We start from the raw sequence: 24,430 nt of genomic DNA, 5'->3' as shown, positions 1-24,430 counted from the left end.
AGGAATGGAAGGGGTTATATATCTGGTTCGCAGCCGCGCAATGGAGTTCTCATGTCTGAAAGTCGCCCACCCCTTCCGCCCTTCACCGTCGAGACCGCGGCGCAAAAGGCCCGCATGGCCGAGGATGCGTGGAATTCGCGCGATCCGGCACGGGTGGCACTCGCCTATACGACCGACAGCCACTGGCGCAACCGCGCCGAATTCCTGCAGGGCCGCGATGCCATCCAGGCTTTCCTGACGCGCAAATGGAGCCGCGAGCTCGACTACCGGCTGATCAAGGAGGTCTGGGCCTTCCACGGCAACCGCATCGCCGTGCGCTTCGCCTATGAATGGCGCGACGACGGCGGCTCCTGGTTCCGCAGCTATGGCAATGAGAACTGGGAGTTTGACGAGCACGGGCTGATGCGCCTGCGCATCGCCAGCATCAACGACCTGCCGATCGCGGAAGCCGACCGCAAATATCATTGGCCGTTGGGGCGTCGCCCGGACGACCATCCGACATTGTCGGCGCTCGGGCTTTAGAGCAATTCCAGAAGAAGTGTGAAGTGGTTTTCCGTCCGGAATTGCGTCGGCTGCAGCCGGTTCCGGGCAAGGAGGTTTCGATGGACGCGCATGCTTTCACCAGCGATGTCGCCTTCACGCCGACGGTCAAGGCGATCCAGGCGCGCAAGGGTTCGCGCCAGTCCTACGCCCGCGTCGAGGAGCGTGGTGGCTGGCAGGCCGTCATCACGCCAGACCTTGCCGCCTTCATCGAGATGCAGACCAGCGTCTTCCTGTCGACCGCCAATGGCGACGGCCAGCCCTATATCCAGCATCGCGGCGGCCCGGCCGGCTTTCTCAAGGTGCTGGACGAAAAGACGATCGGCTTCGCGGATTTTTCCGGCAACAGGCAGTTCATCACGCAGGGCAATCTGGCGGACAATCCACGCGCCTTCCTGTTTCTGATCGATTACATGCTGCGCCAGCGCATCAAGATCTGGGGCACGGCGCGCGTCGTCGAGAACGATGCCGAGCTGATGGCGAGGCTGATGCCGCAGGACTACAAGGCGCGGCCCGAACAGGTCATCCTGTTCACCGTCTCGGCCTGGGATGCGAATTGCCCGCAGCACATCCCGCAACGCTTCGAGGCGGCTGATGTGGCGGGCGCGCTTGGCGAGCGGGACAGGCGCATTCAACAGCTCGAGCAGGAGGTCAGCCGCCTGAAGGCCGCGTCAAAGGGGACAGACAAGGAACGATGATGGAGCGCCGGGGGCTCAGCCGCCGGCGGCGGTCTCAGCCAGCGCAATGCCGTCCGCGGTCGGTTTCACCGGCACGATGCCTCGCGCCAGCGCCAGCAGATATTTGGTGTATTCAGTGAACAGCACGCGCAACGCCCGCGGCTTGGTCAGCCAGCCGCCATTGTCGAGATTGGAATTGACCACTGGATAGGGTTCCAGCTTGGCGCCATGCAGCAGGCGGCCCATTTCCAGCAAGCTGCGCGGCATGTGGTAATTGTTGGTGACCAGGATCACCGTGCCATAGGCATGGCTCTCGACCCATTTGGCGCTTTCCTCGGCATTGCCGATCGTGTCGAGCGCGGCGCGGTCGATGTCGACGCAGCAGGAAAACAGGTTCTTATCGCCGCCGGTGGCTGCCTGGAGCTGGCGCCGGCTGGCCGAAGGATGCACGCCGCTGATCAACAGCCGCTCGCCCTTGCCGGACGCCAGCAGATCCATCGCCGCGTCGAGGCGGGACTGGCCGCCGGTGAGCACGATGATGGCATCGGCCTTCTCCGGATTGGCGGGCGTGGTCAGATGCGCGACCTTGTTGGCGAACCAGCCGAAGCCGCCGGCAAACAAGACAGCAAGGACGAGGAGGGAGAGCGCGGATATCCGCAGTGCGGTTCTTAAACGGCTAAACCCGCCGCGGTCGTGCAAACGAGCAACCACCACTGGCATCTGTCCAGCCGTCCCGGTCGAATCCCGCACGTCCATGACCATATGGTTAATCCTGAAATGCGGCCTTGGGTAGGTAAAAGACGCACTTTGCGTTACGCCGTTTCTCCATCCGTGATCAGCCAGCCTCCATCCCATCAGCGCAGGTTCCCTTTCAAGCGTCGGGTTGTCGAACATCGATGTCGCTGAGATAGGCGACGACGGTGGCGTGCGAGGTTGCCGCCGTCAGCGCGCCGATCACCAGCACCATCAGGACGACGCCGAGATAGCCCGCAGAGCCGATGGCGAAATTGCCGAACAGGGCAGTCGCCTGATCGGCTTGCGGCGTCGCCATGTTGCGCGACGACCACCAGGAAAAGACGATGAAGACCAGCACCGCCGCCGCCCCGCCGGCGGCCGCGCCCTTCATGCCGGTGACCAGGAAATGCCGGCGGAATTCGCGCGCGATGAAGGCCGCCTCGGCGCCGACGAAATGCAGCACTTCGATGATATGGCCGTTGCCGGCCATGGCGCCACGGGTCGCGAACACCACGGTCAGCACTGTCGCCGACAGCATCAGCGCCAGCACGGCAATGCCGATGGTCACCGTGGTGCGGGCCATGGCCACCAGCCGGTCGACCCAGGTGCGGTGATCGTCGAGCGACGCGCTCGGCAGTTTCGGCGTGATGGCGGCGCGCATGGCGGCGAAGTCGGGCGGGCTGTTCTCATCGATGGTGACGATGATCAGGCGTGGCACCGGCAACTCGTCGATGTTGAGGCCTGAACCCAGCCATGGCTCCAGCAGCCTCGCGGTCGCATCGCGGTCGATGATCTTTGTCGACTTCACACCGGGGAATTCGCCGGCGATTTGCGAGGCCTGGGCGAGGGCGGCCTCCATGTCGAGGCCGTCGGCCGGTTTGATCTGGATCGTTGCCTCGCGCGAGATCTGGTTCTCCCAGACCGAGGCGGTGTCGCGCACCAGCGTCACCGCGCCGAAGGTCAGGCAGGACAGGAAGGTCATGATGGCGATCACCAGGACGAGCGCCCGGCCGGCGATGTTCTGCGCCGGCACGATCGGCGCCATACGGCGCTGGGCGCGCGGTCTTGCCTCGGCCGCCTCGGCGTCCTGCTCATGCTCTTGGAGGTGTTCGGCGGACAGATCAGTCATAGATGTCCAGCCTTCCGCCGGCCAGGATCATGCGGCGCGCGTCGACCTGTTCCATCAAGCCCAGGTCATGGGTGGCGATCACCACAGCGGTGCCGAGACGATTGAGCTCGATGAAGAGCCGCAGCAGCCGTCGCGCCAGCGGCGGATCGACATTGCCGGTCGGCTCGTCGGCGAGCAGGATCTCGGGCTGCTCGATCAGGGCGCGCGCGATGGCGGCGCGCTGCTTCTCGCCGCCCGACAGGACCGGCGGAAGTACATGCATGCGCTCGCCCAGCCCCACCCATTTCAGCAGTTCGGTGACATCGGTGCGGTAGCTCGCTTCCTCGCGCCCGCGAACGCGCAGCGGCAGCGCGACATTCTCATAGGTGGTCATGTGGTCGAGCAGGCGAAAATCCTGGAACACCACGCCGATGCGGCGCCGCAAATGCGGCAGTTCGGTACGCGAAATGCGCGAACGGTCCTTGCCGAAAATGGTGATCAGCCCACGCGTCGGCTTCAGCGACATGAACAGAAGCCGCAGCAACGTCGTCTTGCCGGCGCCCGAGGGTCCGCTCAGGAACTGGAAGGAGCGCTCCGGGATGTGCAGGGAGATGTCGCGGAGGATTTCCGGACCCATGCCATAGCGGAGGCCGACATTTTCGAAGCGAATCAATTTCGACGACCTGAAATTTCTAGAGCATGATGCCGAAAAGTGTGAAGCGGTTTTCGGACGACATCATGCTCTATCTCTTTAGTTTGGACACGGATTCGGATTTCGGGTCGATTCGACCTGAAATCCGAATCCGCGTCGGGCAGCGCCAAGCCTGCCTGTTCTGCGAAAAGAGCATCGGCCGGCATGGTTAACCGGCGGTTAATTTCTGGCTTGTTTCGGCGCGTCACGAGGGCTCCGGTGGGGAAGCGTTAACCATTTTTGTTTACGCAAAAGAAACGAAAAGCGAACACGCGCAATAACGGGGCCATGATGGCTGACGAACGAACCGCGCGCCCGGTTTCCGGCGAAATCATGACCGATCCCCCGGCAATTGTCGCGGCGGAGCGGATCGTGCGCGGCCCGGCGGCTTATATCGTCGATGCCGACTATGAAGTGATGCCGCGCCTTGTCCCTACCGTGGAAAGCGTTTCACCGCCGCCGCGCCTGATTGTCACGCCGTCCATCGAGGGCATGGACATGCTGCGCAAGCCGGAAGCGCCGGCGGAACGGCCGCCGGCCGCGCGCGGCGGGCCGATCTTCTGGATCGCCGGCATCGGCGCCGCCTTGGCCGCCTTCTGGGTCTCCGGCGGGCATGCGCTGGTGCGCCAGGCGCCGCTCCTGACAGGCGCGCAAGCCTCGGCGCTGACCATTTCAGGCGTCACCTCGCACGTCGACGCCTCGGGAGCCAATCCGGTGCTGTTCGTCGATGGCGAGGCCGCCAATGACGGGGCGGGGCCGGCGACAATGCCGCCGCTCGAAATCCGCGTGACCGGCAATGACGGACGTACAACCCGCTATACGTTGGGGACATCCGGCCATTCGCTGGCATCGGGCGAAAGATTCGGCTTTGCCAGCCGGCTCGACGTGCCTAAGAACGGCGTGAGGACCGTTTTGGTTACTTTCGCCGAATAGCGCGTGTCGATATTCAGGTGAGGCCGGCCTGCAAACGGCGGTTCCCTGCGCTTCCGGTGCTCACGTACTTAAGTACGCTCCGCTCCGGTTCTCGGAAAACCACCGTTTTCGGCTCGGCCCGACCTGAATCTCAACACACGCTCGGTGTGGAGGCGTTTGGGTAAAAAACTTGAGGGGGCGAAAAATGCCAATCGTACGCGACAAGGACATCGAAGTCCTGTTTTCGGCATCGGCGATCGCGCGGCGCAATCTCGAGCTCGCCAAGGAGATCGCCGAGCACGACTATCACGATCTGCTGGTGATTTCGGTGCTGAAAGGCTCGTTCATCTTCGCCGCCGACCTGATCCGCGCCATGCACGATGTCGGCCTGTCGCCGGAGGTCGAGTTCATCTTCATTTCCAGCTATGGCGCCGGCACCACCAGCGGCGAGGTGAGGGTGCTGCGCGACATCGACAATGAGGTCGCCGGCCGCGACGTGCTGCTGATCGACGACATTCTGGAATCGGGCAAGACACTGACCTTCACCCGCGACCTGATGCTGTCGCGCGGCGCGAAAACCTGTTCCATCGCCGTGCTGCTCGACAAGCGCATGCGCCGCCAGACCGCGCTCGTCGCCGACTATGTCGGCTTCGACTGCCCCGATTATTTCGTCGTTGGTTACGGCATGGATGTCGCGCACGCCTTCCGTGAATTGCCGTTCGTGGGCATCGTGAAAGGTGATGCGTGAGGCCACTGCCTTGCGCTGACAAGTTCTGAAAAAGGCCTTAACGACGCCGGAAAAATTAGCCCTGTCAGGGGTTGGGTCCTTTCAGGAAAAGTCAACTTTTCGCGGCCAAATTGCCGGCCATGGCAAAGCTTTTGATCGTCGAGGACGATGAGTCCGTCCGCACCCTCGCTGCCCGCGCGCTCGAACGCGCAGGCCACGCAATCGATATCGCCGCCGACGGCGCCCAAGGCCTGGCGCTGATACGCGCCGCGCATGGTGGTTACGATCTCGTGGTCTCCGACATCCGCATGCCCGAGATGGACGGCATCGAGATGGCGATCGCGGCGGCCGTCCTTTTTCCGGCGATGAAGATCATGCTGATGACCGGCTATGCCGACCAGCGCGAGCGCGCCGAGGAGTTGAACGGCATCATCCTCGATGTCGTGCAGAAGCCGTTCACGCTGGCTGAAATCCGCTCGCGCGTCGAGCGCGCGCTGATCTGCTTCGCCTGATCAGACCGGATCGGCGGCGGCAAGCATGGGCGCTGCGCTCTTGAGCCGCCCAGTGTTGAGCGCGAGCAGGCCGGCACCGATGATCAGCGCCGCGCCGATCACGGTCGTCGACCGCGGCACCTCGGCGAAGAACAGGAAACCCCAGAGCGGCGACCACAGAATGCCGGTGTATTCGAAGGTCGCTACCCGATTGGCCGGCGCCAGCCTGTAGCCCTGCGACAGGAGGATCATACCGGCGGAGGCGACGAAACCGCAGGCGGCCATCTTGAGAAAATCGGACAGCGTCGGCCATATCCAGGGCCGCACCAGGAATTCGACGCTGGGGTGGACGGCGTGGGATATGCCGGCCAGATGGAATGTGCCGGCAACCACGGCTGCGCCGACGAGATAGGCGCCGTTCTGATAGAAAGCCATGATCGTGGACGATTCGGTATCGCCGATCTTGCGCGCCATCAATTGCGAGAAGCCGTAGAGCGCGGCCGAGCCCAGCGACAGCAGCGCCGCCCAGTCGAACAGGCCGGCGCCGGGGCGCACCATCACGATGACGCCAAGCAGCCCGATCAGCACCGTCGCCAGCGTGCGCCAGGAGACGCGTTCGCCAAGATAGGGGCCGGCCAGTGCCATGATGAACAGCGGCGCCATGAAATAAAGCGCCACCGCGTCGGCCAGCGGCAGCGCGGCGATGGCCAGATAATAGACCGTGTAGGAGGTGAACTGGATGAAGGCGCGGATCGTCAGCAGGCCGAACCGCTTCGACAGGATTGCCCGTAGCCCGACATCGGCATGGACGAGAATGATCAGGATCGGCAGGGCGACGATCGACCGGATCGCCATCACCTCGGTCACCGGATAGCCGCTCGACACGGCCTTGACGAGCGGGTCCTGCAGCGAGAACACCAGCACGCCCAGGCACAGGCTCAGGATGCCGCGCACCATCCTATTCTGCATCTGCTTTCCGGCTCCCGCGCGTACGATCCGAAGCAGCCCGCCTCCAGATCAAAAAGAACCCGCCACCGTTTCGGGCAGCGGGTACGAGTGAGGACTCTTAGATTGGTCCGCGGCCGATTTCGCAGCCGCATATCCAATGGGTAAGGCAACTATCATCCGGCGTTTGACATGTTGCAAACGAATTGGAATGATGCCTGCAATCAAATCTGCTTATGATGGATAGCATGCGTCCAACCCTCGACAGCGATCTCCTGCGCACCTTCGTCGCCATCGCCGAGGCCGGCAATTTCACCCGGGCGGCCGAACAGGCCGGCCGCACCCAGTCAGCCGTGTCGATGCAGATGAAGAAGCTCGAGGAACTGGTCGGCGACAGCCTGTTCGAGCGCGGCTCGCGCGGCGTCGCGCTGACGCGGCGCGGCGGCGAGCTGATCGTCAATGCCCGCCGCATCGTCTCGCTGCTCGACGAAACGGCGGCGTCGATGGCGGCGGCACCGCTCGGTGGACCGGTGCGCATCGGCATTCCGGAGGAATATGGCCACGCCATCCTGTCGCGCGCGCTTGGCGCATTCTCGAAACGCCACACCAAGGTCGAGGTCACCGTGCGCTACGCGCATTCGGAGGCGCAGCTGGCGGCGCTCGCCGCCGGCGAACTCGATCTGTGCGTGGTGTTCGAATGGCAGGATCCGGCCGGCGGCGAAGTGCTGATGCACGACCCGACGGTCTGGGTGACGTCGACCCTGCATCACATGCACGAGGAACGGCCGGTGCCGATCGCGCTCTACAACCGGGTCTCCTGGTGCAAGGACTTCGCCATCAAGTCGCTGGAGCAGCGCGGGCTTGCCTATCGTGTCGCCTATACCAGCGACACCACTGGCGGCCTGAAGCTCGCGGTCACCTCAGGGCTGGCAATCGCGCCGATCTCGCGCAGCAACATCCCGGACGGCTGCCGCGAACTGACGTCGGCCGACGGGTTCGGCGACATCGATTCCTCCAATGTGGTGATGCATCGCAACCCGAACGCGTCTGGCGAGGCGATCGACGGCATGCAGGAGGCGATCCGCGAGGCGTTCGTCAATCGTTAGAGTCAGACATCCCCATAGAAGGTCAGGCGGTTGCCGAACGGATCGTCGACCGTGACCTCTTTCGTCTTCCAGGGCGTCTCCTCCAACCCCGGCCTGGCAAAGCGGTACTTTCTTTCGGTCAATTCGTGGTGGAGCCCCGCAATGTCGGTCGTCTCGATCCGGATGTGAGAGCCCGGCGTGCCGTCGCCATGATGTTCGCTCAGATGCAAGACGCAGCCGTCGCGTGAAACGCCTGTGTAGAGCGGCGCGGTGTCTTCGAAGCGGTGTTCGAACTGCACTTCGAAACCGAGAAACCCGATGTAGAATTCATGCGCCTTGGCAACATCGAAGATGCGCAGGATGGGCGTGACAGTACCGAGCTTCGGCATAGTGTTGCAACCGTTCGAGGGGCGGGCGGGGTGTGGGGGCGGTCCCTATTTCAGCTCGAGCAGCCGTTCGAGATAGCTGCGCTCGATATCGGGACTGAGGGCGTTGCCGAGCCGTTTGCGGATCGCTTCCAGGATCTGGCGGGCGCGCTGGACGTCGATCTCGTCGGGGACTTTCACCGAATCGCCGAAATCGGGACCCTGGCTGGCGCGCGGCCGGCCGAGCGGGTCGCGGTCGGCATTCTGCTGACGCCCGCCTTCCTGGCTGCCGCCCTGGTCGCCCTGCATGGCCTGCATCTGCTTCATCATATCCTTGGCGCCCTTGCGCAGCGCCTCGAGTGCCCGGCCCTGATGGCCGACGGCCTCGTCGCCCTGGCCCTCGCCAAGCGCCTGCTCGGCGCTGCCCATCGACTTGCCGGCCTCGCCAAATCCTTCATTGGGCTCCATGCCCATGCCTTCGAGGCTCTTCTTCAGCTTCTCGAGGTCGTTCTTCAACTGGCCTTGGCCTTCCTGCAGCTGCTTCAGCGCATCGGCGAATTCCTGCGGCGTCATCGGCTTTTGCCTGGCGAGCGGATCGCGGTCCTCGCCGACGCCTGGCTTGTCCTGGTCCTCGCCACCGCCCTGGCCAAGCTGCTCGTCGCGGTTCTGTCCGCGCTGGCGCTCGCCGCGCTGCATCTGGTCCATGCGGAAAGTGTCGTTCATCATCTCCTGCTGGCGGCGCAGGATCTCGCCGAGCTTGTCCATCTGCTGGCGCATCTGGCTGTCCTGCTCGCCGCCCTGTTGCTGACGGCCTGCCTGGAGATTGTTCATCATGTCCTGCAACTGCGACAGCAATTGCTGCGCCTTGTCGCGATCGCCCGACTTCGCCAGGTTCTCGATCTGGTCCATCATGCGGTCGATGTCGCTCTGCCGCAGTTCCTGGCCGTTCTGCTGCATTTGCGGTGCATTCGGGTTCTGCTTGGCGCGTTCGGCGAATTCCTGCAGGAACTGGTTCATCGCCTCGCGCAGCTCCTTCATAGCCTTCTCGATTTCCTGGTCGCTGGCGCCGTTCTTGATGGCGTCCTGCAGCGCCTGCTGCGCCTGGCGTAGCCGCTTCTCGGCCGCCGAGAGGTTGCCCTCCTCGATGCCGAGCGCGATTTCCCAGAGATAGGCGACCTCACCGCGCAGCTGATCGTCGTTGCCGGCCAGTTTCAGCCGGCTGCGCGCGCTCATGATGGCGAGGTAGTGGGACATGTTGTCGAACGTGTCTTCCGGCCGCAGCGTGATGGCGTCGATCAGGTCGAGCACGCGCGGCTTGGCATTGGCGTCGAGCGCAAGCAGGCGGCGCTGTTCGATCACCGCCCGCGCCAGCGGGTTGGCGAAAGGCCGCTCCGGCATCACCAGCGTCTTGGTCTCGCTCGACGCGGTGTGGCCGGCGTCGTCGGTGGCGACCAGCGTCAGCTTGATGCTGCTGCCGGCCCAGACATGCTCGGTCAGGTCCTTGGTGGTCTTGGCGGCATTGGACTTGCCGCCGCGGCGCGGCAGCGCCAACGGCATTTCGGGCGGGCCGTAGAGCGGATGCGCGCCAGGCGCCTGCGGGTCGGCCAGCGCGAAGACCGCCTTGGCGGTGGCGGCGCCATAATCGTCGTCGATCTGGTAGTTGAGTTCGAAGGCGCCGTTGGCGGCGCGCTTGGGCTCGCCGACGAAGCGGATCTGTGGCGGTTTGTCCGCGATCACGGCGAAGGCCCAGCGGCCGAGCTGATCCTCGCCCGATTTCAGCGTCAGCGTGCCGTCGCCGGTCAGCTTGCCGGTGAACTGGCGCACCTTGGACGGGGATGCGGGGGCCGGCGCCGCCGGGCTCGCGGCTGGCTTGACGCTGGCCGCCTGTGGTCCGGCAGGGTCGATGGTGCGCACATTGCCATCCTTGTCGGCATAGGCCAGCGTTTCCTCGCCCGAGCCTCCGGTGACGCGCAAGGAGACGTCGCTGCCCTCAGGCACATGAAACGTCGGCGTTGCCTGGTTAGCGTCGGCGGTCAGGAAGATCGGCGGCTTGCCGGTATAGGCGGGCGGCGTCACCCAGGCATCGATGCGTGGCGGCACGGCATCGTGCGCGCCGTGGGTGCTGAAGCCGTCTTCTATCCTGCCGCCTGTCGGCCCGAAGGAGAAGGCAAAGGCGGTGACGAGCAGCAGCGCCGCCACGGCGCGCAGCCCCCAAGGATCGCGCTCCGGCACCCGGGTGCGCGGCAGGTCGGCGCCAAGGCTGTCGAGCCTGGCGGCCATGCGCTTCTGGTGTTCACGCCACAGCGCCTGCGAGAAGCTGCTTTCGTGGCCGCTTGGCCGGTCGGACTGCACCAGCACGGGGCTGTGCAGCAATTCGTTGGCGGCCTCGATGCGGCGGTCGACCTCGGCGGCGCCAGGCAAGCGGAAAAAGCGCAGCGGATAGAGCGCCGCCAGCCCTGCCAGGCCGAATGCGGCGACAAGGCCGATACGTGCGACATCCGGCAGCTGGGAGAAAACGCCGAACCAGGAGATGCTCAGGAACAGGCAGGCGACAATGATCAGCGGCAGCAGCAGCGGCCACCCGCGCTCGACCATCATCGAGACCCGCGTCGCCAGCCGGCTGAGCGCAAGGCGCCCGGCGAGACCGCGATCGCTAGAGGTGGGTCGTTGCGTCATCGGCCCTTCCTGGAATCAGGCAGGATAGCCCGATCCTCACGACTCGAAGAATACCAGCAAACACGGCAAAGGCGAGGCGCTTTCAAAAAACGTGAAGCCCGCCGAAATGGTTGCAATCAGAAATTGGCGGGGTTTGCGTTGGCGCCACAGACCAGCACGGCGACGCGTTCGGCCGGTGCCGGCGTGTAGCGGCCGGACAGGATCGCGGCGAAGGCGGCAGCCCCACCCGGTTCGGAGATGATGCGCACCCGGTTCCACAGTGCCTTCTGCGCGGCGATGATGTCGTCATCACTCACCAGGATGGAGCGCTCGACGAAGGCTTCGGCGATCGGGAACATCATTTCGCCGACGCGTTTCGGCGCCAGCGAATCGGCGGCGATGCCTTCCGCCGGCGCGTCGACGGGATGGCCGGCCTCGAAGGCGCGATGAAGCGTCGGCGCGCCCTCGGGCTCGATGGCGATGATGCGGATGCGGCCGGCATACCAGGCGGCGATGCCGCCGATCAGGCCGCCACCGCCGACGGCGACCAGCAGCGTGTCGATCTCGGGCAGGTCGTTCTCGATCTCAAGCCCAAGCGTGCCCTGGCCTACCAGCGTTTCCTCCTGGTTGAAGGCGTGGATCTGCAAGGCGCCGGTCTCCTGCGCGAAACGTTCGCTGGCGGCCAACGCCTCGGCGTAACGGGCACCACCAACCACCAGGTCGGCGCCATAGGAACGAATGCGGTCCAGCTTGGCCTGCGGGCTCACTTCGGGAACGAAGATGGTCGCCTTGTGGCCGAGACGCATGGCGGCGTAGGCGACGGCGGCGCCATGGTTGCCGCCCGATGCGGCGACGACACCGGCCTTGGGAACCGGCCTTTCCAAAAGATTGGTGAAGGCGCCGCGCGCCTTGAACGAGCCGGAATGCTGCAGGCATTCGAGCTTAAGGTCGACCGCCAGCGGCGGCCGGTCGAAGTCGGCCATGTCGACGCGCAGCACCGGCGTGTGCCTGATATAGGGGCGGATGCGCGGTTCCATCGCGGCAATGCGCTCGCGGGTGACGGTGTTGCCCTGCGCCATGACGATCTCCTCGGGATTGACAGTAATTAGTAACTTGGCAAAATAGCTAAATGCAAGAGGTTGATGTCTTCAAGGCGATCGCCAACGAACGCAGGCTGCAGATCCTCGACTGGCTGAAGGATCCGCGCTCACATTTCCCGGCCCAGGCCGACGGCGATCTGGTCGAGGACGGCGTTTGCGCGCTGCTGATCGCCGAGAAGCTCGGCATCACGCAGGCGACGCTCTCCGAGCATATGCGCGTGCTCACCCAGGCCGGCCTGCTGCGGCCCAAGCGCATCAGGCAATGGACGTTCTACCGCCGTGACGAAGACAGGATCGCCGAGACAAGGACGCTCCTGCAGAACCGGCTGTAGCGCTGCCGGCTGTGGCTTCTATGCCAGCCAGCCAGGCACCGAATCCAACCCGATCAAATCGTCATAGGTCAGGCGCGGACGCACGATGTGGAAACGATCGCCGTCGACCAGCACCTCCGGCACCAGCAGGCGGGTGTTGTAGGTGCCTGCCTGCACGGCGCCGTAGGCACCGGCGGTGGAAACGGCAATGAGATCGCCGGCCTTCAGCCTGGGCAAGTCGCGGTCGAGGCCGAGATAGTCACCGGTCTCGCAGACCTGGCCGACCACGTCGACCATCATGCGCGGCGTGTCGGCCGGCGGCTGCACGACCGGCCTGATGTCGTGGAAGGCGTCGTAGAGCGTCGGCCGGATCAGATCGTTCATAGCGGCGTCGACGATCAGGAAATTCTTGGCGTCACCTTCCTTCACGAAGATCACTTCCGAGACGAGGATGCCGGCATTGCCGACGATCAGCCGTCCCGGCTCGAACATCACCTTCAAACCGAGCTTGGTGACATGCTTCCTGACGATCTGGGCATAGGCATCGGGCAGGGGCGGCGGGTTGTTGTCGACGCGGTAGGGGATACCAAGCCCGCCGCCGAGATCGACATGCTCGATGGCGTGGCCATCGGCGCGCAACGCGCCGACCAGATCGACCAGCAGGGCAAAGGCGTCGTCGAAGGGCTGCAGCTCGGTGATCTGACTGCCGATATGGGTGTCGATGCCGGTGACCTTGACACCCGGAAGCGTCGCCGCGCGGGCATAGACCTGCCGCGCGCGCTGCCAGGCGATGCCGAACTTGTTCTCGGCCTTGCCGGTGGAGATCTTCTTGTGGGTCTTGGCGTCGACATTGGGATTGATGCGCAGCGAGACCGGCGCCACCTTGCCGAGTGCCGTGGCGCGCGCCGACAACAGGTCGAGTTCAGGCTCGGATTCGACGTTGAAGCAAAGGATGCCGGCTTCGAGCGCAAGGTCCATTTCGCGCGCGGTCTTGCCGACGCCGGAAAACAGGATCTTGCTTGCCGGGATGCCGGCAGCCAGCGCCCGGCGCAACTCGCCTTCCGAGACAACGTCGGCGCCGGCGCCAAGCCTGGCCAGGGTGCGCAGCACGGCCTGGTTGGAGTTGGCCTTCATGGCGTAGCAGACCAGCGCGTCGAGGCCGGCAAAAGCCTGGGCAAAGACGCGGTAGTGCCTGGTCAGCGTGGCGGTCGAATAGCAGTAGAACGGTGTGCCGACCTGAGCGGCGATATCAGGGATTGCCACGTCCTCGGCATGCAGCACGCCGTCGCGGTAGTCGAAATGGTTCACGAGAGTGATTCCGGAGGTTGGAGCACGATAAGATCGGGTTTGGAGGCCAAACCCGGTCTGATCGGTTCTAGATCAGCGGGTCGAGGATGAACTTCTTGTCCTTGACCGGTTTTTCCGGCTCCGGCGGCAACGGCTGCTTGGCCTTTTCGGCATCCTTGCGCGCTTGCACGGCCGCCTCATAGGGCGTGTCGAGACCGGCCTTGCGGCCGCAGGCGTTCACGGCGGCCATCGCAGCCAGCAGCGTCAGCGTCACCAAAATCCTGCTTCCGGTCATCGATCCATCCGTCCGAAACGTTTTGTCAGCCGCCGCTTTTAGCCGAGTTCTCGGCGCATTGCACCCCGGATATTGCCGTCGCAATATCCGGCTTCAGGCTTTGGCGAGCCGCTTTTTCCAATAGCGGATCTGCTTCCTCACTTCCGACGGCGCGGTGCCACCGAAGCTGGTGCGACTCTTGACCGAATTCTGCACCGCCAGCACCGAGAAGATATCCGATGTGATGCCGGGGTTGATCGACTGCAGGTCCTCCAGCGAAAGCCTCTCCAGGCTTACCTTCTTCTCCTCGGCCAGCGCCACCGCGCGGCCGGTGACGTGATGCGCCTCACGGAACGGCAGGCCGAGCGTGCGCACCAGCCAGTCGGCGAGGTCGGTCGCGGTCGCGTGGCCGGAGCCGGCGGCCTTCTTCATCGCGGCCGCGTTGACCGTCATGTCCGAGACCATGCCGGTCATCGCAGCCAGCATCAGGTCGAGCGTCTCGGCGGCGTCGAACACCGATTCCTTGTCTTCCTGCATGTCCTTGCCATAGGTCAAAGGCATGCCCTTCATCACCGTCAGCAGGCCGACCAGATGGCCGTTGACGCGCCCGGTCTTGCCACGCACCAGTTCGGCGGCGTCGGGGTTCTTCTTCTGCGGCATGATCGAGGAGCCGGTGGAAAACGAGTCCGACAGCCTGATGAAGCCGAATTGCGGCGTCGACCAGATGATGATCTCCTCGGCCAGCCGCGACAGATGCGTGGCGCAGATCGCCGCCATGGCGAGGAAGTCCAGCGCGAAATCGCGATCGGAAACACTGTCCAGCGAATTGCGCATCGGTTCGCGGAAGCCGAGCGCCTTGGCGGTCCGGTGACGGTCGATGGGGAAGCTGGTGCCGGCTAGGGCGGCGGCCCCGAGCGGGCTCTCGTCCATGCGCTCGATCGCGTTGCGCACGCGCGACAGGTCGCGGGCAAACATCTCGACATAGGCCATGCAGTGATGGCCGAAGGTCACCGGCTGCGCCGCCTGCATATGGGTGAAGCCCGGCATCACGGTCGCCGCGTGCTCCTCGGCCCGCGCCAGCAGCGCCGTGATCAGGCCCTTCAGCGCCTCGTCGACGCGGAAGCACTCGTCCTTGACCCAGAGCCTCAGATCCACCGCCACCTGGTCGTTGCGTGAGCGCGCGGTGTGCAGGCGGCCGGCGGCCGGGCCGATCAGGTCGGCGAGGCGGGCCTCGACATTCATGTGGATGTCTTCGAGCTTCGTCGAAAACTCGAAGCTGCCCGCCTCGATCTCTTTCAGGATCGTGTTCAGGCCGTGAGCGATTTTTTCTTGATCGGCCGCCGAAATAATGCCCGTTTGCGCCAGCATCTCGCTATGGGCGATCGAGCCGCGTATGTCCTGCGCATAGAGTTTGCGGTCGAACGAGATCGACGCGTTGATCGCTTCCATGATCGCGGCCGGACCCGAGGCAAATCGTCCGCCCCACATCTGGTTGCTGGTCTTCTTGTCGCTCATCGCTATAAAACCCGTGCTTGGGAGCAGTTTTGAGAAAATGGCAGACGGAAACAGATTTTTCCCGGCCCCGCGCCTGATCCTCGCCGCTTTGGTGGCGGGAGCGCTGGCCGGCGCGGTCGCGGTATATGTCAGCGAGAGCCGGTCTGGCAACAATGCACCGGCCCAGGTGGCGGTCGGCGGCAGCAAGGATGACGTCGCCTGCGCCGCCAAGAGCGGCCGCGCCAAGAAGATCGCGGCTGCCGCCACCGGCGAGGTTGCCGCCCTGTTGCCCGCCGATCCGCCGCAGTCGATGAAAAGCCTTGCCTTCAATGGCCCCGACGGCAAGCCGATGACCATCGCCGATCATGCCGGCAAGACGGTGCTGCTCAACCTCTGGGCGACATGGTGCGCGCCGTGCCGCGCCGAAATGCCGGCGCTCGATGCGCTGCAGAAGGAGAAGGGCAGCGACAGCTTTCAGGTGGTCGCCGTCAATGTCGATGCCGGCGACGATGTGAAGCCGAAGAAGTTTCTCAAGGAAACAGGCGTCGAGGCGCTCGGCTACTACAGGGATTCGACGGTGGCGCTGTTCAACGACCTCAAGGCGCGCGGCCTGGCGCTCGGCCTTCCCGTCACCATGCTGATCGACGGCGAAGGCTGCCTGATCGCGCATATGAACGGCCCGGCCGAATGGTCGGGGCCTGACGCCAGGCGGCTGGTCGAGACGGCGCTGGGCAGCTGAGGCAGGCTGGCCGTCGTCGGTTTTATCGTCGCGCCGTGCGAACCGTCACGACGAGTGCCTGCCATCCGGCAGCGCCGCCGGAAGAACAGCCCATCGTGGCCCTGCCTTCGGCGCGTGCTGTCCCGGCCCCGGCGCATTCGTGCCGTTGCCGCATCTGCATTCCATCGTCCCTTTAGCCGGATAATCATAACGGCCGATGTGGTCTTTACCTCGTCGACAGTCGCCCTAGCTAAAAAAATGCCGGTGCGTTTCGATGCCGGCCAAGCCGCCGAGGGAGAGGAACGGGCAGCTGTGTAAAGGCCGGGGAGCCACAACAGAACTGTCACATACCTTCTCTAAGAGAGCGGGCAAGGACTTGCGCAAGACCCTTGTCACCAGCCACTCGAGAGGGAAAACCATGACCATGATCAAGCGGGGCTTTGCTGCCCTTGCCGCTGGTGCGCTCAGCACCGCGCTGGCGATGCCTGCTTCTGCAGAACCGGTAAAATTCGACTTCTGGTTCGGTCTGTCGGGCGACCTTGCCCGTGTCGTCGACACGCTGTGCAAGAACTTCAACGCCTCGCAGAAGGACTATGAAGTCGTCTGCACCAGCCAGGGCAATTACGACGCCACGCTGCAGAACACCATCGCGGCCTTCCGCGCCGGCAAGCAGCCGGCCGTCGTCCAGGTCTACGATGTCGGCACCGCCACCATGATGTTGTCGGGCGCCTACAAGCCCGCCGACAAGCTGATGGAAGAAAACGGCTACAAGATCGACTACGCCGACTATTTCCCCGGCATTGCGCGCTACTACGCCACGTCGAAGGGCGAGATGCTGTCCTTCCCGTTCAATTCCTCGACCCCGCTGATGTACTGGAACAAGGACGCCTTCGCCAAGATCGGCAAGACCGAAGCGCCCAAGACCTGGGAAGATGTCGGCGCCGACCTCAAGGCGTTGAAGGACGCGGGCTACGAGTGCCCGATGGCGATCAACATCTCGGCCAATGAAAGCTGGCAGCTGATGGAGCAGTTCTCGGCGCTTCACAACCAGCCGATCGCCACCAAGAACAATGGTTATGACGGTCTCGACGCGCGTCTCGAAGTCAACAAGACCAAGTTCGTCCAATACGTCACCGACCTCAAGAAGTGGTATGACGCCGGCCTGATCAAGATCAAGTCCAAGGATCTCGGCCAGGACATGGTCCAGGCCTTCGCTTCGGGTACCTGCCAGGTCATCCTGACCTCGGTCGGCGACCACGGCACGGTCGGCAGGACCCAGAAGGAAGGCATGAAGTGGGATGTCGCCGAACTGCCGGTCTATGCCGGCACCGAGCGCAAGAATTCGCTGGTCGGCGGCGCTTCGCTGTGGGTGCTCTCCGGCAAGTCGGATGCCGAATACAAGGGCGCTGCCGCCTTCCTCAACTTCATCCATGATCCCAAGACCGCGCTGTTCTGGTCGACCAACACCGGCTACATCCCGGTGACGAAGTCGGGCTTCGACTACATGAAGGGCCAGGGCTTCTACGACAAGGCGCCCTACAAGGGCCGTGAAGTCGCCATCGCCAGCCTGACCGCGTCGGAGCCGACCGAAGTCACCCGCGGCATCCGGCTGGGCAATTTCACGCAGGTCCGCGCCGAGTTCGGCACGCAGATGCAAGCGATCTTCGCCAACAAGGTCAGCGTCCAGGAAGGCCTCGACACGCTGGTCAAGAATGGCGACGCCATCCTCGACCGCTTCCAGCAGACCTATCCGGGCAAGACCCTGCCCTGATCTCCGATTGCGGAACGGCCGCCCGTCGCGATTCGACGGGCGGCTATTTCATATTTAGTCTCCCGCTGAGAAGGCGGGCTGACGGTTCAACGGCATCGGCGGATCGATGGAAAAACGCGTCACTTTCGGCAAATGGACGATCGGCATCCTTTTCGCGGTGCCGCAGCTCCTCCTGATCTTCACGTTCTTCTACTGGCCGGCCGGCCAGGCCGTGTACTGGTCGCTGACGCTGCAGCAGCCTTGGGGCGGCGGCAACATCTGGGTCGGGCTCGACAATTTCCGCTCGATCCTGTCCAACGCCGACTACTGGAACTCGATCAACGCCAGCCTTGTCTTTGCCGGCGTCAGCACCGGTCTTGCAATGTTCATCGCGCTGGTGCTCGCCGCCTTGACCGACCGGCAGCTCGCCGGCTCACGCCTCTATCGCGTGGTGCTGATCTGGCCCTACGGCATCGCAGCGCCCGCGCTGGCGCTGGCGTTCCGCTTCATCCTGGCGCCGGAGGCAGGGTTCATGGCCGTGGTCAACCAGATCTGGCCGGGCTTCTGGGACCCCGGCCTCGACGGCGCCGACGCCATGGCTTCGATCATCGTCGCCTTTTCCTGGAAATATGTCGGCTACAACTTCATCTTCTTCCTTGCCGCGTTCCAGGCCATCCCGCGCTCGCTGATCGAGGCCGCTGCGATGGACGGTTCCGGCGTCATCAGGCGATTCTGGGACATACAGTTCCCGCTGATCACGCCGACCATCTTCTTCCTGCTGGTCATCAACATCACCGAGAGTTTTCAGGACTCCTTCGGCATCGTCGACATCATGACATCAGGCGGTCCGGCCAACGCCACCAATCTGATGGTCTACAAGATCTATTCCGACGGCTTCAAAGGCCTCGATTATTCAGGTGCCGCCGCGCAGAGCATCATCCTGATGCTGCTCATCGTCGTGCTCACCATCTTCCAGTTCCGCTTCATCGAGCGGCGCGTGCACTACAGGTGAGATGGATATGGTCGAGCGCACCCCGTTCCTCAATTTCTTCACGCATCTGATCCTGTTCATCGGCTTCGTCTTTTGCATCGCGCCGTTCGTGGTCGTAGCGATCGCGGCATCGCACAACCTCAAGGATGTCAATGATGTGCCGATGTCGCTGCTGCCGGGCAGCGACTTCTGGGTCAACATCAAGACCGCCTGGACGACCGCCGATCTCGGTCCCAAGCTGGTCAACAGCTTCATCATGGCGACCGGCGTCGCCGCCGGCAAAGTGATCATCTCGGCGCTCACCGCCTTCTCGATCGTCTACTTCCGCTATCCCGGCCGCACCTTCATCTTCTGGCTGATCTTCATCACGCTGATGCTGCCGCTCGAAGTGCGCATCGTGCCGACCTACGCGGTGGTCGCCAACGTGCTCGAGCCGTACCAGGCGATCCTGGACCTGACCGGGATTTCCTGGCTGATCGAGAAGGTTTCGGGCGTGCATGTCGCGCTCAACCTGGGGATGCTCAATTCCTATCCCGGCCTGATCCTGCCGCTGATCGCCACCGCCACCGGCACCTTCCTCTACCGGCAGTTCTTCCTGACCGTTCCCGACGAACTGACCGAGGCGGCGCGCATGGACGGCGCTGGGGCGCTGCGCTTCTTCATCGATATCCTGCTGCCGCTGTCGCGCAACAACATGGCTGCGCTCGGCACCATCATGTTCCTGTGGGCGTGGAACCAGTATCTGTGGCCGCTGCTGATCTCCACCGACCAGTCGCATGCCACAGCGGTAACTGAGCTCAAGCAGCTCATCCCAAATGTCGGCGGCGCGCCCGAATGGCACATTGCCATGGCCGGGACGCTGATCATCATGCTGCCGCCGCTGCTCGTCGTGGTGCTGATGCAGCGCTGGTTCGTGCGCGGCCTGATCGCCACCGAGAAATAAGGAGACAAAAATGGCCTCCATCACAATACGCGGCGTCAAGAAGAACTATGCCAGGACGCAGGTCGTGCACGGCGTCGACCTCGACTTCGCCTCGGGCGAATTCGTCGTCATCCTGGGACCGTCCGGCTGCGGCAAGTCCACCCTGCTCAGGATGATCGCCGGGCTGGAGGAGATTTCCGACGGCGAGATCGCGATCGACGGCACTGTGGTCAACCGGCTGGAACCGCGTGAGCGCGGCTGCGCCATGGTGTTCCAGAATTACGCGCTCTATCCGCACATGAGTGTTTCGCAGAACATCGGCTATTCGCTCAAGGTCGCCGGCGTTCCTTCGGCCGAGCGCCAGCAGCGCATCCAGGCGGTCGCGCGCACGCTGGAGCTCGAACACCTGCTCGACCGCAAGCCGATGGCGCTTTCCGGCGGCCAGAGGCAGCGCGTCGCCATGGGCCGCGCCATGATCCGCGAACCGAAGGTGTTCCTGTTCGACGAGCCGCTGTCCAATCTCGATGCCAAGCTGCGCGTGCAGATGCGCTCGGAAATCCGCAAGCTGCATCGCCGGCTGAATGCCACCTCCGTCTTCGTCACCCACGACCAGGTCGAGGCGATGACGCTGGCCGACCGGCTGGTGGTGATGAATGGCGGACGCGTCGAACAGGTCGGCACGCCAAGCGAAATCTACACGCGCCCGGCCAGCCGCTTCGTCGCCACCTTCGTCGGCGCGCCGGCCATGAACATTCTGGAAGGCACAGTTGAACTCGACGGGCTGTCGTTGCTCGGCGGCAGCCGCCGCCCGGCCATGGCACGCACCGGCCTGCCGGTCGGCACCAAGGTCGCGATGGGCATCCGGCCCGAGGCCGTCCGGCTGGTGGCGCCCGGCACGGCCGGCGCGCTCTACGCCACCGTCGATCTCGTCGAGGAACTGGGGGCGGGCCGGGTCATCTATGTCGATCTCGACGGCGCACCGTTTTCAGTGATGACGTCGGAGGCCGTCCACCCCGAGCCCGGCAGCCAGGTCGGCCTGAAGATTTCGCCGGACGACATGCATTTCTTCTCGTCGGAGACGGGAGCCCGCCTTGATGTCTTCAAGGTGTCCGTGCCCGAGCCGGCGCTCTGAAAGTATCATGAAAATCATCCAGGTCACCGACGTGCATCTTGGCCGGCAAGGCGAGCGCCGCTATGGCGCGGACCTGCATCAAAGGCTGGCATCCTGCATCGCGCATATCAACGCGCATCACGCCGACGCCGCCCTTTGCGTCTTTACCGGCGACCTGACGGAAGCCGGTGCGCCGGCGAGTTACGCGGATCTGCGCGCGGCGCTGAGCGCGCTGTCGGTGCCGTACAGGCTGCTGCCCGGCAACCATGACCGGCGGGCCAATCTCGTCGCGGCGTTCCCGGAAAATCCGGTCGACGAGAACGGCTTCGTGCAGTCGGTCCATGACACCGGCAACGAAGTGCTGCTGTTCCTCGATTGCCTGGCGGAAGGGCGCGTCGAAGGCGAATTGTGCGAAAGGCGGCTTGCCTGGCTCGAAGCCTGGCTGGACCGATCAGCCGGCAGGGCCGCCTACGTCTTCCTGCACCATCCGCCGGTCGCGCTCGGCCTGCCGCAGCTCGATCCGTTGGCGCTTGAGCGGCCCGAGCGGTTGCTCAAGCTGCTGAGGCGCCACGGCAACGTCCGCCATATCTTCTTCGGCCACGTTCATCGCGACATTGCCGGCACCGTCGCCGGGATTCCGTTCTCGGCGCAGCGCGGCCTGCATGCCCGCTTCGAACTTGCGCTTGACCGGTCGAGTGAAATTGTCGAGCAGGCGCCGCCCTCCTACGCCGTCATCCTTGTCGACAGCGCCAATGAGCGGGTGGTCGTGCATGGCTGTGATTTTCTCGAGCGCTGGCCGATCTATTCAGCCGAAACCGGCGAACGCATCACAGCGTGAACTGCGCGCCGGACGCCGGCCCTCGCTCGCCTAGACGAAGACATGCGCCTTTCCCGACACGGTCAGCCGGACGATCTCGCCGACTGCTGGTGCGTCCATGCCGGATTTGCGCAGGATCAGCGGCGTGTTGCCGATAGCGGCGGCGTCCGGTGGATCGAAATTGTTCAGGAGCCGCACCGCGATCGTGCATGTCGAGCCGGCGAATTCCGATTCTGTCACCTCGCCAAACAGCATGTCGGGGGTGCCCGACATGCCTTCGCGCGACGTGCGCTTCAGCCCGATCTGCTCCGGCCGCAGCATGATGCGGGCGACATCGCGGCTGTCATTTGTGTCGACGGCGATGCGGCCGAGCGGCGAGTTGGCGAAGCCGCCCGAGATGCTCGCCGGCAGGATGATGGCGTCGCCGAGGAATTCGGCGATCATCCTGTCCTTCGGCTTGAGATAGAGATCGCGCGGCGTGCCGACCTGCGAGAATTTGCCGTCGCGCATCACCGCCACCTGGGCAGCGAAGGACAGTGCTTCGGCCTGGTCGTGGGTCACCAGGATGGTGGTGATGCCGGCCGCCTCCAGAAGTTCGGCCACCGCCTTGCGCATCGAGGCGCGCAGGGCGGTGTCGAGCGCCGAGAACGGCTCGTCGAGCAGCATCAGCCGCGGCTTCATCGCCATGGCGCGGGCGAGCGCCACGCGCTGCTGCTGGCCGCCGGAAAGTTCGTGCGGGCGGCGCTTGAGGATCGCCTTGTCCAGCCCGACGATGTAGGCCAACTCGACGATGCGCTCGGCGCGTTTGTCATCGCCGCGGCCCATGCCGAAACCGATATTGTCGCTGATGGTCAGATGCGGGAACAGGGCGCCGTCCTGCGCCACCACGCCGATGCCGCGGCGATGCGCCGGGATGGCGGCGCCGCCATTGGCCAGCACCTCGCCGTCGAGCACGATGCGGCCCTGGTCCGGTGCCTCGAAACCGGCGATCAGCCGCAGCAAGGTGGTCTTGCCGCAGCCGGAGGGGCCGACGATCGCGGTGCGGCTGCCGCTGGCGACATCGAGGTCGACGCCGGCCAGTGCGGCGACCGGGCCGTAATGCTTGTGCAAGCCTTTGATTTCGAGAAAGCTCATCGTCCGGCCATCCGTTTCGACTGGACATAGAGCACCCAGGTCAGCGGCAGCGACATCGCCACCATGATGAAGGCGTAAGGGGCCGCCGAGGCGTAGTCGATCTCGCCGCTGTAGGACCAGAACGCCATCGCCAGCGTGCGCGTGCCGTTCGGCGCCAGCATCTGGGTCGCTGTCAGTTCGTTCATGATGCCGAGCGCCACCAGCGCCATGCCGGCCGCCGCACCTGGCGCCGACAGGCGGATGGTCGTCGACCACAGCGCGTTGAGCGGCCGCCTGCCGAGGCTGGACGCGGCGCGCTCGAGCTCGACCGGCGCCTGGGCGATCGAGGCGCGCAGGCTGACCAGGGCACGCGGCAGGAACATGAGGGCATAGGCGACCAGGATGGTGAACAGCGTCTGATAGAGCGGAAGCGCAATGCGCACGGTGATGGTGACCAGCGCCAGCGCGATGACGACACCCGGTAGCGAGCCGACGATGTAGTTGCAACCCTCCAGCAGGCGCTGCAGCGGTCCCGGCGCGCGGATCGAGATCCAGGCCATCGGCATGGCGGCGACAGTGGCGAGCAGTGCCCCGGCAAGCGCCAGGAACAGCGTCTGGCCGAGCGCCAGGCCAATCTCGTCGAGACGCCAGACCTCGGCGCCGCCGGCGATGAGCCAGCGGCCGATGGTGACGAACGGCACGCCGAGCGCCAGCAGCGTGGTGACCACCAGCAAGGCCAGGCTTGGGATGGTGGCGCGGCCGAGGTTCGTGCGCTGCTGGGAACGCGCCGCGCCGGAACCGACACGGGCATAACGCTCTTCGCCGCGCACCAGCACTTCGAGGCCCAGAAGCACGAAGCAGCAGATCACCAGCACGCCGGCCAACATGTTGGCGGCCGGTCCGTTGAAGGTCGATTGGAACTGGTCGACGATCGCCGTGGTGAAGGTGTCGAAGCGGATGAAGACATAGAGGCCGTATTCGGCCAGCAGATGCAGTCCGACCAGCAGCGAGCCGCCGCAGATGGCGAGCCTGAGCTGCGGCATCACGACTCGCCAGAAGACGCGCCATGGTCCAAGGCCAAGGGCGGCGGCCGCGTCCTCCAGGGCTGGATCGAGACGGCGCAGCGCTGCCGATATGGGCAGATAGAGGAAGGGAAAATAGGCGATCACGGACACCAGCACGCCGGCCCACAGGCCATGCAGGCCGGGCACCATGGTGATCCAGGCATAGGAGTGCACGAAAGCGGGGATGGCGAGCGGCGCCACGCACAGCCAGGCCCACAGCCTTGCGCCTGGCAAGTCGCTGCGCTCGGTCAGCCAGGCCAGCGCCACAGACAGTATGATGGCGATCGGCACGGTCAGCAGCACCAGCAGCGTGGTGTTGACCAGCAGTTCCCCGACGCGCGGCCGGAAGACCAGCGCCGACACAGTCTCCCAGCCGGTCTGCACCGCGATCCAGATGATGAAGGCGAGCGGCAAAAGGGCGAACAGCGCGACGAGAACGGCGGCGGTGACAAGCCAAGGGGGCGCCCGCCGCTGCGACATCCGGCGCATCTTCGACGGCAGGCCGGCGCGCCCGAGATCGACGGCGGACTGCATCAGCTCGGACGCC

At 64.6% G+C, this 24,430-nt stretch carries 25 protein-coding genes; 13 read left to right on the top strand and 12 right to left on the bottom strand.

Going from position 1 to position 24,430, the window contains the following annotated elements; all coding sequences use genetic code 11:
• The first annotated feature begins 51 nt into the window (after positions 1-51).
• Positions 52-522 carry a nuclear transport factor 2 family protein gene (locus AB4Z43_RS30815; RefSeq protein ID WP_019861418.1) on the top strand — a complete coding sequence of 157 codons (471 nt, stop codon included), beginning with the start codon at positions 52-54 and terminating at the stop codon, positions 520-522.
• 80 nt (positions 523-602) lie between these two features.
• The gene (locus AB4Z43_RS30810) at positions 603-1,238 is read left to right on the top strand and encodes a pyridoxamine 5'-phosphate oxidase family protein (protein WP_038649946.1); all 636 of its coding nucleotides are present in this window, start codon (positions 603-605) and stop codon (positions 1,236-1,238) included.
• A 15-nt stretch (positions 1,239-1,253) separates the two neighbouring features.
• Here the strand turns inward: AB4Z43_RS30810 and AB4Z43_RS30805 are convergent, their stop codons facing one another.
• The 3 genes from AB4Z43_RS30805 to ftsE all read right to left on the bottom strand — a co-directional run bounded on the left by AB4Z43_RS30805 (position 1,254) and on the right by ftsE (position 3,733).
• Positions 1,254-1,979 carry a YdcF family protein gene (locus tag AB4Z43_RS30805; protein WP_038649945.1) on the bottom strand — a complete coding sequence of 242 codons (726 nt, stop codon included), beginning with the start codon at positions 1,977-1,979 and terminating at the stop codon, positions 1,254-1,256.
• A 109-nt stretch (positions 1,980-2,088) separates the two neighbouring features.
• Positions 2,089-3,081, bottom strand: coding sequence for a cell division protein FtsX (locus AB4Z43_RS30800; protein WP_019861415.1), 993 nt, complete (start codon positions 3,079-3,081; stop codon positions 2,089-2,091).
• Positions 3,074-3,733: a cell division ATP-binding protein FtsE gene (gene ftsE / locus AB4Z43_RS30795; RefSeq protein WP_010911739.1), complete on the bottom strand. Its 660-nt coding sequence runs from the start codon at positions 3,731-3,733 to the stop codon at positions 3,074-3,076. Before ftsE ends, AB4Z43_RS30800 begins: the two co-directional genes overlap by 8 nt.
• A gap of 306 nt (positions 3,734-4,039) precedes the next feature.
• Here ftsE and AB4Z43_RS30790 point away from each other — a divergent pair, with 306 nt between their 5' ends.
• From AB4Z43_RS30790 to AB4Z43_RS30780, 3 genes are all read left to right on the top strand, one after another.
• The gene (locus tag AB4Z43_RS30790; RefSeq protein ID WP_038649942.1) at positions 4,040-4,684 is read left to right on the top strand and encodes a hypothetical protein; all 645 of its coding nucleotides are present in this window, start codon (positions 4,040-4,042) and stop codon (positions 4,682-4,684) included.
• A 184-nt stretch (positions 4,685-4,868) separates the two neighbouring features.
• On the top strand, positions 4,869-5,411 hold the full coding sequence (gene hpt / locus AB4Z43_RS30785; RefSeq protein ID WP_441940519.1) for a hypoxanthine phosphoribosyltransferase: 543 nt from the start codon (positions 4,869-4,871) through the stop codon (positions 5,409-5,411).
• A 119-nt stretch (positions 5,412-5,530) separates the two neighbouring features.
• Entirely contained in the window at positions 5,531-5,902 is a 372-nt protein-coding gene (locus AB4Z43_RS30780; protein ID WP_019861411.1) for a response regulator, read from the top strand.
• Here AB4Z43_RS30780 and AB4Z43_RS30775 read toward each other — a convergent pair whose 3' ends face one another.
• Entirely contained in the window at positions 5,903-6,850 is a 948-nt protein-coding gene (locus AB4Z43_RS30775) for a DMT family transporter (protein WP_441940518.1), read from the bottom strand.
• A gap of 224 nt (positions 6,851-7,074) precedes the next feature.
• On the opposite strand from AB4Z43_RS30775, the gene AB4Z43_RS30770 reads away from it, so the two are divergent.
• Complete coding sequence (locus tag AB4Z43_RS30770; RefSeq protein WP_038653420.1) at positions 7,075-7,932, top strand: LysR family transcriptional regulator; 858 nt, start codon at positions 7,075-7,077, stop codon at positions 7,930-7,932.
• A gap of 2 nt (positions 7,933-7,934) precedes the next feature.
• Here the strand turns inward: AB4Z43_RS30770 and AB4Z43_RS30765 are convergent, their stop codons facing one another.
• The 3 genes from AB4Z43_RS30765 to AB4Z43_RS30755 form a co-directional block, all read right to left on the bottom strand.
• Positions 7,935-8,300, bottom strand: coding sequence for a glyoxalase superfamily protein (locus AB4Z43_RS30765; RefSeq protein ID WP_038649940.1), 366 nt, complete (start codon positions 8,298-8,300; stop codon positions 7,935-7,937).
• A 45-nt stretch (positions 8,301-8,345) separates the two neighbouring features.
• Positions 8,346-10,952 (bottom strand): TIGR02302 family protein, encoded by a 2,607-nt coding sequence (locus tag AB4Z43_RS30760; RefSeq protein WP_441940515.1) that lies wholly within the window; start codon positions 10,950-10,952, stop codon positions 8,346-8,348.
• Positions 10,953-11,068: 116 nt separating this feature from the next.
• Positions 11,069-12,010: a threonine/serine dehydratase gene (locus AB4Z43_RS30755; RefSeq protein ID WP_064981006.1), complete on the bottom strand. Its 942-nt coding sequence runs from the start codon at positions 12,008-12,010 to the stop codon at positions 11,069-11,071.
• Between the two features lie 50 nt (positions 12,011-12,060).
• On the opposite strand from AB4Z43_RS30755, the gene AB4Z43_RS30750 reads away from it, so the two are divergent.
• Positions 12,061-12,363, top strand: coding sequence for an ArsR/SmtB family transcription factor (locus tag AB4Z43_RS30750; RefSeq protein ID WP_019861405.1), 303 nt, complete (start codon positions 12,061-12,063; stop codon positions 12,361-12,363).
• Between the two features lie 18 nt (positions 12,364-12,381).
• On the opposite strand, the gene lysA is transcribed toward AB4Z43_RS30750, so the two are convergent.
• From lysA to argH, 3 genes are all read right to left on the bottom strand, one after another.
• Positions 12,382-13,650: a diaminopimelate decarboxylase gene (gene lysA, locus AB4Z43_RS30745; protein ID WP_019861403.1), complete on the bottom strand. Its 1,269-nt coding sequence runs from the start codon at positions 13,648-13,650 to the stop codon at positions 12,382-12,384.
• 67 nt (positions 13,651-13,717) lie between these two features.
• Positions 13,718-13,924: a hypothetical protein gene (locus AB4Z43_RS30740; RefSeq protein WP_441940513.1), complete on the bottom strand. Its 207-nt coding sequence runs from the start codon at positions 13,922-13,924 to the stop codon at positions 13,718-13,720.
• Positions 13,925-14,017: 93 nt separating this feature from the next.
• Positions 14,018-15,418: an argininosuccinate lyase gene (gene argH, locus AB4Z43_RS30735; RefSeq protein WP_441940511.1), complete on the bottom strand. Its 1,401-nt coding sequence runs from the start codon at positions 15,416-15,418 to the stop codon at positions 14,018-14,020.
• A gap of 37 nt (positions 15,419-15,455) precedes the next feature.
• Here argH and tlpA point away from each other — a divergent pair, with 37 nt between their 5' ends.
• The 6 genes from tlpA to AB4Z43_RS30705 all read left to right on the top strand — a co-directional run bounded on the left by tlpA (position 15,456) and on the right by AB4Z43_RS30705 (position 21,727).
• Positions 15,456-16,136 carry a thiol:disulfide interchange protein TlpA gene (gene tlpA / locus AB4Z43_RS30730; RefSeq protein WP_069090240.1) on the top strand — a complete coding sequence of 227 codons (681 nt, stop codon included), beginning with the start codon at positions 15,456-15,458 and terminating at the stop codon, positions 16,134-16,136.
• A gap of 397 nt (positions 16,137-16,533) precedes the next feature.
• Positions 16,534-17,886 carry an extracellular solute-binding protein gene (locus AB4Z43_RS30725; protein ID WP_441940508.1) on the top strand — a complete coding sequence of 451 codons (1,353 nt, stop codon included), beginning with the start codon at positions 16,534-16,536 and terminating at the stop codon, positions 17,884-17,886.
• Between the two features lie 106 nt (positions 17,887-17,992).
• On the top strand, positions 17,993-18,877 hold the full coding sequence (locus AB4Z43_RS30720; protein ID WP_019861397.1) for a carbohydrate ABC transporter permease: 885 nt from the start codon (positions 17,993-17,995) through the stop codon (positions 18,875-18,877).
• Positions 18,878-18,884: 7 nt separating this feature from the next.
• Positions 18,885-19,799, top strand: coding sequence for an ABC transporter permease subunit (locus tag AB4Z43_RS30715; RefSeq protein ID WP_441940507.1), 915 nt, complete (start codon positions 18,885-18,887; stop codon positions 19,797-19,799).
• Positions 19,800-19,809: 10 nt separating this feature from the next.
• Positions 19,810-20,910, top strand: a complete 1,101-nt coding sequence (locus AB4Z43_RS30710; protein ID WP_441940505.1) for a sn-glycerol-3-phosphate import ATP-binding protein UgpC — start codon at positions 19,810-19,812, stop codon at positions 20,908-20,910.
• A gap of 7 nt (positions 20,911-20,917) precedes the next feature.
• Positions 20,918-21,727 carry a phosphodiesterase gene (locus tag AB4Z43_RS30705; RefSeq protein ID WP_441940503.1) on the top strand — a complete coding sequence of 270 codons (810 nt, stop codon included), beginning with the start codon at positions 20,918-20,920 and terminating at the stop codon, positions 21,725-21,727.
• Between the two features lie 30 nt (positions 21,728-21,757).
• Here the strand turns inward: AB4Z43_RS30705 and AB4Z43_RS30700 are convergent, their stop codons facing one another.
• Both AB4Z43_RS30700 and AB4Z43_RS30695 read right to left on the bottom strand, forming a co-directional pair.
• Positions 21,758-22,840, bottom strand: coding sequence for an ABC transporter ATP-binding protein (locus tag AB4Z43_RS30700; protein WP_019861393.1), 1,083 nt, complete (start codon positions 22,838-22,840; stop codon positions 21,758-21,760).
• A complete protein-coding gene (locus AB4Z43_RS30695) occupies positions 22,837-24,417 on the bottom strand; it encodes an ABC transporter permease (protein WP_441940501.1) in 1,581 nt (526 codons plus the stop codon). The genes AB4Z43_RS30700 and AB4Z43_RS30695 overlap by 4 nt, the downstream gene beginning before the upstream one ends.
• Positions 24,418-24,430 lie beyond the last annotated feature (13 nt).

The sequence above is a fragment of the Mesorhizobium sp. 2RAF45 genome (genome assembly GCF_052115225.1).
Classification (GTDB): domain Bacteria; phylum Pseudomonadota; class Alphaproteobacteria; order Rhizobiales; family Rhizobiaceae; genus Mesorhizobium; species Mesorhizobium jarvisii.
Note: the sequence above shows the minus strand (reverse complement) of the source record. Positions and strands in the feature narration are given on the sequence as shown.